Here is a 6,912-nt window from a genome sequence, read left to right as displayed (position 1 = left end):
AAGCCCCTGGGCTGGGGCAGCGGCTGGGCTGTGGGGAACATCCTGCGCATGAATACCGTGGGGGCGATCTACCCCTTCTGGGTCGTGCGAACCATCCAGCCGGGGCCGGAGACCGGCATCGAGCACAGCTTTTCCATCCTGGCGCGCGGCGATGTGAACCGTCCGCAATCCAACTAAAGAACTCAAGAGAGCGGAGAGAGATATGGCATCCCCTGTAGATACCAGCGTCAAGCACGCATACAGCTCCATGACCGGGGCACCGGCCATCGGCGGCACGGTCGGCTCCCTGATCGGCGCGCTCGATGCGTTCCTGGTCAACGGCTGGGGCGCAAAGGCCGTGGATTCGGCGGTCATCAGCAACGGCATCTGCCGCCTGAACTTTGCCAGCGGCAAGAGTGCGGCCGAGGCCCATGCCGTCATTGCGGTGACCGGGGCCACACCCTCGGCCTTGAATGGCGAGCAGAAAGTGACGGCGGTCGCCAATGGCTGGGTGGAGTTCAAGACCGACCTGGCAGACGGTGCCGTCACGGGCTCCATCAGCTTCAAGATGGCTCCGCTGGGCTGGGAGAAGGTCTTTGCTGGCACGAACAAGGCCGTGTATAGGCAAATCGATCCGGCATCGACTCGTATGTTCTACCGCGTCGACGACAGCAATGCCTCTTATGCCAGGGTGCAGATGTACGAGTCCATGACAGATGTGGACACGGGCATTGCGGCTGCGCCTACGAACGTCACAGGTGGCTACTACTGGCACAAGCGCTACAGCTCGGGCACCTCCTATTGGGTGTTTGCTGGCGATTCGCGCGGCTTTTACCTGGTCTTGTTTCCCTATAGCACTACGCCGACGAACGCCAGCTATGCAGGTCTTTCCTACTACGCGGGCGACCTCAACAGCTTGCGCAGCGGAGATGCATGGTGCGGCGTGTTGTCTGGGGCGACCGACACGGACTTTACGCAGACCAGCGGCTGCGTATTCCAGACAGCTGGATCGACGGGCATCTCCATCAAGCGCCTGGCGCATGGAATGGGTGGCGCAGCTCAATGCGGCCGTAAAGCATTCGGCAATGTCAGCGCCGTGTCTGGCTCGGATAGCTATCTGGGCACGTTTCCGTCCGTGGTTGACAACAGCCTGCAACTGTCCGCGATTTATCTGACGGATGGCCCATCTACTGCACCGGCCCGGGGGGTAATGCCGGGCGCTTACCACTGCCCTCAGTCCAATGTCCTTGCGTCGCTGGGCGGGAACGTGGCCCTTACAGCCGGGCAAGGATCGTTTACGGGAAAGCAGGTGATGAGTTTTGCTGTTGGAGTTCCTGCCTCCACGACTGGGATAGGATTTTTTGACGTCACCGGCCCCTGGAGGCAGCCATGAAAAGCCTGGTCTGGCGTCTGTGCGGCCTGGACACGCTGGGGGCGGATCTGGCCCTGCTGCAGATCGTCGGCTGGGCGGCGGCGGGCGACGTCGTGCCCACATCGATCCAGGCCAGCGTGGCCCCGGTCTCGGGCTCGCTCAATGAGCTGATCTCGGGGGCGACTGCCGAGGTCGTGTTTTCCGGCGCGGCAGTGCGTCAGCCCGGTTTCTATATTGAGCTGGGCTTTGCAAGTGCCGTGGAGCTGCTGGACTTCCGTTTTAGAGGGCCGGATGCGACCCGCTGGCCGTGTGCCTATATGTTGACGGCTGCAGGCGCAGACTCGATTTACCGGGGCGGCCCGATCTGGGTGGCCGGGGCGCTGAGCGCAGGGGAAAGCACACCCCCCGACGTTGAGAAAATCAGCGGCGATCTGACCAGCCTCACTGCGGGGCCATCGGGCGGCATCTATGGGGCGGGCGTTTCGGCCTATGGCGGGGTCGTGGCATGCGCTCCGCATGCCGAGTCGCCGTACCTGTCCAAGGACTTCGGCGTCACATGGTCGCGGCCATCGGGCGCACCAGGCTTGCAGTATTCGCGTGCGGCGGTCTCCGATGACGGCGGCGTCATCCTGTTTTCAAACTATGGCGGGCCGCTCTACCTGAGCACCAATGCCGGAGCCTCCTTTGCTGCCGTGGATGGTGCGGGCTCGCGCGGCTGGGAATCCTGCGCAGTGTCCGGGGACGGCAGCACGCTGCTGGCCGCAGATGGCACCGCTGGCGGTGGCCTCTGGCGCTCTACCGATGGGGGCGCGACCTGGGCCATATGCGCGGCAGCGGGGGCGAAGGCTTGGCTTGGTGTCGGTGTTTCGGCCTTGGGCGATATCGTGCTTGCGACCGCTGCAAACAGCTCGCCATCGATCAGCTTCGACGGGGGCGCAACTTGGGCCGAGGTCTCAGGAGTTCCGTCTGCACCTCTGACCCGCTGCGCTGTCTCCAGAAACGGCACTGCATTGGCGGTCTGCGCGCGTGCAGGATGGATTTATGTCAGCTGGGACGGCGGCCTCTCTTGGAGCCGCGACACGCAGGCAGCAGCGTCGGAGTGGCGCAATATTGCCCTGTCGGGCGACGGGCAGTTCTACATCGCAGGCACCGGCAACAATGCGCGGGTGCTCTATGCCAGGAATAAAGATGGCTCCGTCAAGAGCTTCAGCTTTGCGGCCCTGGCCATGGAGGCGGCAGCGGTGGATGCCTACGGTGTTGCCTGGACGGCCTCGGCGGAATCCGGGTTCCTGGCGCGGGTGCGTATCTGGGCACCATCCTCCACACATGCGCCGTTTGTTTCCCGGATCGGGTCTTTCAAGCTCTCTACGTCGCCTAGCAACACAGTGCCGCCGCAGCAGGGCTTGCAGAGCATGGCCCGCTACCGCGCGTCCAAGCTGATCGACGTGGAGTGCGGCGGGCAGGGCCGCATTTACGGGACAGTCTCGCGCAAAGAGACCCCTGCCAATGTGCCCCTGCGCCGGCGCGTGCGCCTGCATCGCAGCGTCGATGGCTATCTGGCGCGTGAGACCTGGAGCAAGGCAGACGGCTCCTATGAGTTCCGCGAGATCTCCACGCGTTACGAGTGGGATGTGGTCGCCTGGGATCACGAGCTGCAGGAGTACTCGACCGTCGCCAATAACCAGCTGGCGGAGGTTGCATGAGTGATTCACCCGCCTTCGAGATCTCGGCAGCCCATGCGCTGGCCCGCCTGCAGGCTACGGCAAGCTTTGCGGACTCCGGCCCCGCTGCCTCGACTATTGCCCTGTATGACGCAGCAGAGCAGCTGCTGGTGACGCTGACGTTGACCAAGCCCTGCGGCCAGATCACCGAGGCCGGTTATCTGCTGCTGACCCAGGCAAGCGGCAGCGGCGACATGATTCTGGCGAGCGGGCAGGCTGCTATCGGCGTCTGGAGCACCAGTGACGGCAAACTGATCGGGCGCGGCCTGGTCACGGATGAAGCGGGCGCTGGGCACTTCAAGCTGCTGGGCAGCACCGGCACCCAGCTCTATGCAGGCGGCAAGGCCATCCTGGGCGAGACAAGGATCGACTAATGGCCGGCGTCGACCTGATCTTTAGCCGCGCCTTCAAGACCGGCAACCCGGTCGAGCTGGTGTTTGGCGACGAGGGCGGCGGCGGGCAAGTGCCCGACGCAACGCTGGTCGTTGCCGCGCGCATGCCGGGTCTGCGGGTCAGATCCCTGGTGCATGTGCGCAAGGATCTGGTTGCGGCTGGCCGCATGCCTGGGCTGCGCTGCAGCGCGGTCGTGCGCTACAACACCGACACGCCCCGACCCGTGGTGGCCGAGGTCGTGGCCGATGCCCAGCAGGCGCGGCCTGTGGCGCAGGGCTGGGCCACGGGATGGCAAGACACGGATGCACTGCATGCGGGCTGGGTGTCGACCGCGCAGGATGCCATGCTCATGCAAGAGCAGTTTGGCATTACCTGGCAGGACGGCCAGCGGCAAGGGGTAGCCCTGCAGGGCAGGTTTCAGCAGGCGCGGGCGCTGCCTGGTGCTGCAACCCAAGCCCGCTGGCAGGAGGCTCAGAGCGTGCGCGCAGGTCTGCTGGCTGCGGCTCAAGATGCCGCGCCCGTGCGGGCCGGTTTGGCCGTGAGGTTTCAGGAAACCCTGCGCGACCGTCGACGCATGGTCGAGGCAACGGCGCAGGATGCAATAGGCCTGCAGTACCAGTTCACAACGGGCGCGGGGCCAGCGGTGCCGTTGTACCGGGGCTTTAAGGGCCGCTATCAACAGGCCATGAAGCCGCCCGCTGGCAGGTCTCAGACCAAACCGCCAGAGCCTGAAAAGCCCGGCTGCTATGAGCAGCTGGTGGGCGGCCCCATTCGTTTGCTGTTCTGCAGATCCTGGGCCGCTTCGGCAGATCTGCTGTTCATGTGCTGCAAGGCCGTCGGGCCAGAGCCGCAACCTCAGTTCGTCATTCCACTGCTGCCCGTTTATATGCAAGTTCACCACCTCACGGCGCATCTGCTGCCAAGCCTTGAGCCCGTAGTGCTCACTGACGTTTCCATTGCCGCCGGCGACGACAGCTATTGCTGGAGCCTGTCTGCCAGCGGCCCCGAGCATCTGCTGGACCAGCTCGCACCCGTGGGCGGGCTGCCGCAGCGGCTGCAGGTCGGCATCGATGGCATGCAGTTTGTCTTTGCCGTCACCAGCACGGCGCGCAACCGCTCGTTTGACCGCCGCCGTGTGGCGGTGCAGGGCATCAGTGTCACAGCCATGCTGGGCAACCCCTACATGCCCAAGCAGGCCTGGCTCTCCACCTCGGTGGCAACAGCGCAGCAACTGGCTGTGAGCGCGCTGGAATTCAGTGGCGTGGATCTGGATTGGCAGATTCCCGACTGGCAGGTGCCCGCCGGCGCCTGGAGTTTTCAGGGAACGCCGCTGCAGGCCGTGCTGCGCATGGCCGATTCGGTCAATGCCGTGGTGCGCAGCCACCGCACGGCAGAACAGCTCATCGTTGCGCCGCGCTACCCGGTGTTGCCGTGGGAGTGGGGCACAGCCGTGCCCGATGTGCAAATGCCTGCAGCCGTCATCGTGACGGACGAGCTGCGCCCCGATCCGCGTGCTGAATACAACGCCATCTATGTCGCCGGCGGCAGCGTGGGCGGCGTGCTGGGTCATGTAGTGCGCAGCCTCAGCGCGCGCGACAAGCTGGCCCCGCAGATTCAGGACGACCTCATCACCCATGCAGACGCCGCCCGCATGCGCGGTAGCTGGGCGCTGGCGGCCAGCGGCAACAAACTGCAGCACAGCATCAGCATGCCCGTGCTCACTGGCGGCACCAACCCCGGCATCTTGAACCCCGGCCAGCTGCTGGAGGTGGCCGACACCGACGGCACCTGGCGCGGCCTGGTGCGCGGCGTCAGCGTCAGCGCCGCCATGCCCCGCGTGCGCCAGCAGGTCACTGTCGAAAGGGTCGCGGCATGACAACCAATCTCTACAAGCGCCTCAAGGCCCTGCTGCCTGACGACCCCGTGATGACCGGGCAGGTCAGCGCCGTGTTTGCCGACGGCACAGCGCTGGTCGCGCTCGAAGGTGCCGCAGGTCTGCTGCGCGTGCGCAATCCGCTGGGCAAGGCAAGTAGTTCACGTGTGTATGTGCAAGGGGGTGAGGTAACGGGCTCTGCCCCAGAAATGGCTTATGTGCTGATTGAGGTCTGAAAGCTAAAACCGAAAGGAGAGGGAATGGTGGATGACTACGGCGATGAGCTGCCGGCGGTGACGCGCCAGCAGATCAATGAACGATTTGACAAGGGGAGTGAGCGTATGGCCGCCATTGAGCGCGACTTGAAGGCAGTAGCCCAGGGGCTACAGGAGGAGCGCCAGGAGCTGCAGGAGCTCAAGCAGCAACTGGCGGAAATGCTGGAGTTCTTCGCCGCCATGAAGGGCGCTTTCAAGGTGCTGAACTGGGTGGGCAAAGTGGCAAAGCCGCTTGCCGCAATCGTCATGTTGGGTGGGGCCTGCGTGGGCTTTTGGACTGCAATCAAGGGAGTGACAAGCCGATGAACTGGAAAGAAAAACTTATTGCCACTATCGGCGGCGCAGCCGTCGTCCTGGCTGTGCCGCTCGTGGAGAAATACGAGGGCACAGTGCTGCGCAGCTACCGCGACCCGGTGGGCATCATTACCGCCTGCACGGGCCACACCGGCCCCGAGCTCAAGATGGGCCAGACCTACACCCGCCAGCAGTGCGAGGAAATGCTCTACAAGGACTTGGCCAAGCATGCCGACGCGCTGAGCTGCGTGCGTGCGCCGCTGACGGACGGGCAGCGGGCGGCATTCCTAAGCTTCGCCTTCAATGTGGGGGATGACGCCTTCTGCCGCAGTACCCTGGTGCGCAAGGCCAATGCGGGCGACTTCGGCGGCGCCTGCGCCGAGCTGAGCCGCTGGATCTATGCCAGCGGCAAGGAGCTGCCCGGCCTGGTCAAGCGCCGCGCGGCAGAGCGGCAGTTGTGCGAGGTGGGCCTGGGATGACCGGCGCATCTCGAATCTGGCCGTGGCTGGCCCTGGCCCTTGCCCTGCTGCTGGCTGTACAGACGCAGCGGCTGGGCAAGGTCGAGACTGCACATGCGAAAGCGGCTGCGGCGCTTGCCCAGCAAGCTAAAGCAGCTACAGAAAACAAAGCGGCGGCTGTGGTTGAGCACGGCGCTGCCCAGCAGGAAAACACCCATGACTACACGCAAGAAATGGCCCGCCTGGAGGCTGGGCGCACTGCTGATGCTGCCCGCATTGCAGGCCTGCAGCACGACATCCGCAGTGCCGCCACCCGCAACGCCCAGCTTGCCGGTGACGCCGCTGCCTGCCGAGATCTCGCAGATCAGCACCAGCGACTCGCAGCCCTTGCTGCGGGAGGCGCGGGCGTGGTTGGCCAGCTTGTCGGACTGGTCGAGCGCCGAGACGCCCAGGTAGATCTATTGCGTGGGCAGATGGCTGTGGATAGGGCATTGATTGAGCGCCTGAACTAGTTCAGTGTCTGACTCATTGGGCAAAAGAAAAGCCC

General features: G+C 64.6%; 8 protein-coding genes. All 8 read left to right on the top strand.

Translation table 11 applies throughout. The features are described 5' to 3' along the window. Positions 1–202 precede the first annotated feature (202 nt). Genes AAIL67_RS23895 through AAIL67_RS23860 form a run of 8 tightly spaced genes read left to right on the top strand, consistent with a single transcriptional unit; the run spans position 203 to position 6,877 of the window. Entirely contained in the window at positions 203–1,372 is a 1,170-nt protein-coding gene (locus tag AAIL67_RS23895; RefSeq protein WP_343485314.1) for a hypothetical protein, read from the top strand. Then, positions 1,369–3,054, top strand: coding sequence for a hypothetical protein (locus tag AAIL67_RS23890; protein WP_343485313.1), 1,686 nt, complete (start codon positions 1,369–1,371; stop codon positions 3,052–3,054). The genes AAIL67_RS23895 and AAIL67_RS23890 overlap by 4 nt, the downstream gene beginning before the upstream one ends. Further along, on the top strand, positions 3,051–3,446 hold the full coding sequence (locus AAIL67_RS23885) for a hypothetical protein (RefSeq protein ID WP_343485312.1): 396 nt from the start codon (positions 3,051–3,053) through the stop codon (positions 3,444–3,446). The genes AAIL67_RS23890 and AAIL67_RS23885 overlap by 4 nt, the downstream gene beginning before the upstream one ends. Then, positions 3,446–5,341 carry a hypothetical protein gene (locus tag AAIL67_RS23880; RefSeq protein ID WP_343485311.1) on the top strand — a complete coding sequence of 632 codons (1,896 nt, stop codon included), beginning with the start codon at positions 3,446–3,448 and terminating at the stop codon, positions 5,339–5,341. Before AAIL67_RS23885 ends, AAIL67_RS23880 begins: the two co-directional genes overlap by 1 nt. Continuing rightward, positions 5,338–5,574: a hypothetical protein gene (locus AAIL67_RS23875; protein WP_343485310.1), complete on the top strand. Its 237-nt coding sequence runs from the start codon at positions 5,338–5,340 to the stop codon at positions 5,572–5,574. The genes AAIL67_RS23880 and AAIL67_RS23875 overlap by 4 nt, the downstream gene beginning before the upstream one ends. A 27-nt stretch (positions 5,575–5,601) precedes the next feature. Then, entirely contained in the window at positions 5,602–5,919 is a 318-nt protein-coding gene (locus tag AAIL67_RS23870; protein WP_343485309.1) for a hypothetical protein, read from the top strand. Next, positions 5,916–6,386, top strand: a complete 471-nt coding sequence (locus tag AAIL67_RS23865) for a lysozyme (RefSeq protein WP_343485308.1) — start codon at positions 5,916–5,918, stop codon at positions 6,384–6,386. The genes AAIL67_RS23870 and AAIL67_RS23865 overlap by 4 nt, the downstream gene beginning before the upstream one ends. Continuing rightward, positions 6,383–6,877, top strand: a complete 495-nt coding sequence (locus tag AAIL67_RS23860; protein ID WP_343485307.1) for a hypothetical protein — start codon at positions 6,383–6,385, stop codon at positions 6,875–6,877. Before AAIL67_RS23865 ends, AAIL67_RS23860 begins: the two co-directional genes overlap by 4 nt. Positions 6,878–6,912 lie beyond the last annotated feature (35 nt).

Origin of the sequence: Comamonas sp. A7-5 (genome assembly GCF_039581385.1) — a bacterium.
Taxonomy (GTDB): Bacteria; Pseudomonadota; Gammaproteobacteria; order Burkholderiales; family Burkholderiaceae_C; genus Comamonas; species Comamonas thiooxydans.
This window is presented reverse-complemented; position numbering and strand designations above follow the sequence as displayed.

Excerpts from the sequence above, each read along its gene's own strand:
- AAIL67_RS23895 (WP_343485314.1), top strand. The coding sequence starts at position 203 with ATGGCATCCCCTGTAGATACCAGCGTCAAGCACGCATACAGCTCCATG.
- AAIL67_RS23890 (WP_343485313.1), top strand. The coding sequence starts at position 1,369 with ATGAAAAGCCTGGTCTGGCGTCTGTGCGGCCTGGACACGCTGGGGGCG.
- AAIL67_RS23885 (WP_343485312.1), top strand. The coding sequence starts at position 3,051 with ATGAGTGATTCACCCGCCTTCGAGATCTCGGCAGCCCATGCGCTGGCC.
- AAIL67_RS23880 (WP_343485311.1), top strand. The coding sequence starts at position 3,446 with ATGGCCGGCGTCGACCTGATCTTTAGCCGCGCCTTCAAGACCGGCAAC.
- AAIL67_RS23875 (WP_343485310.1), top strand. The coding sequence starts at position 5,338 with ATGACAACCAATCTCTACAAGCGCCTCAAGGCCCTGCTGCCTGACGAC.
- AAIL67_RS23865 (WP_343485308.1), top strand. The coding sequence starts at position 5,916 with ATGAACTGGAAAGAAAAACTTATTGCCACTATCGGCGGCGCAGCCGTC.
- AAIL67_RS23860 (WP_343485307.1), top strand. The coding sequence starts at position 6,383 with ATGACCGGCGCATCTCGAATCTGGCCGTGGCTGGCCCTGGCCCTTGCC.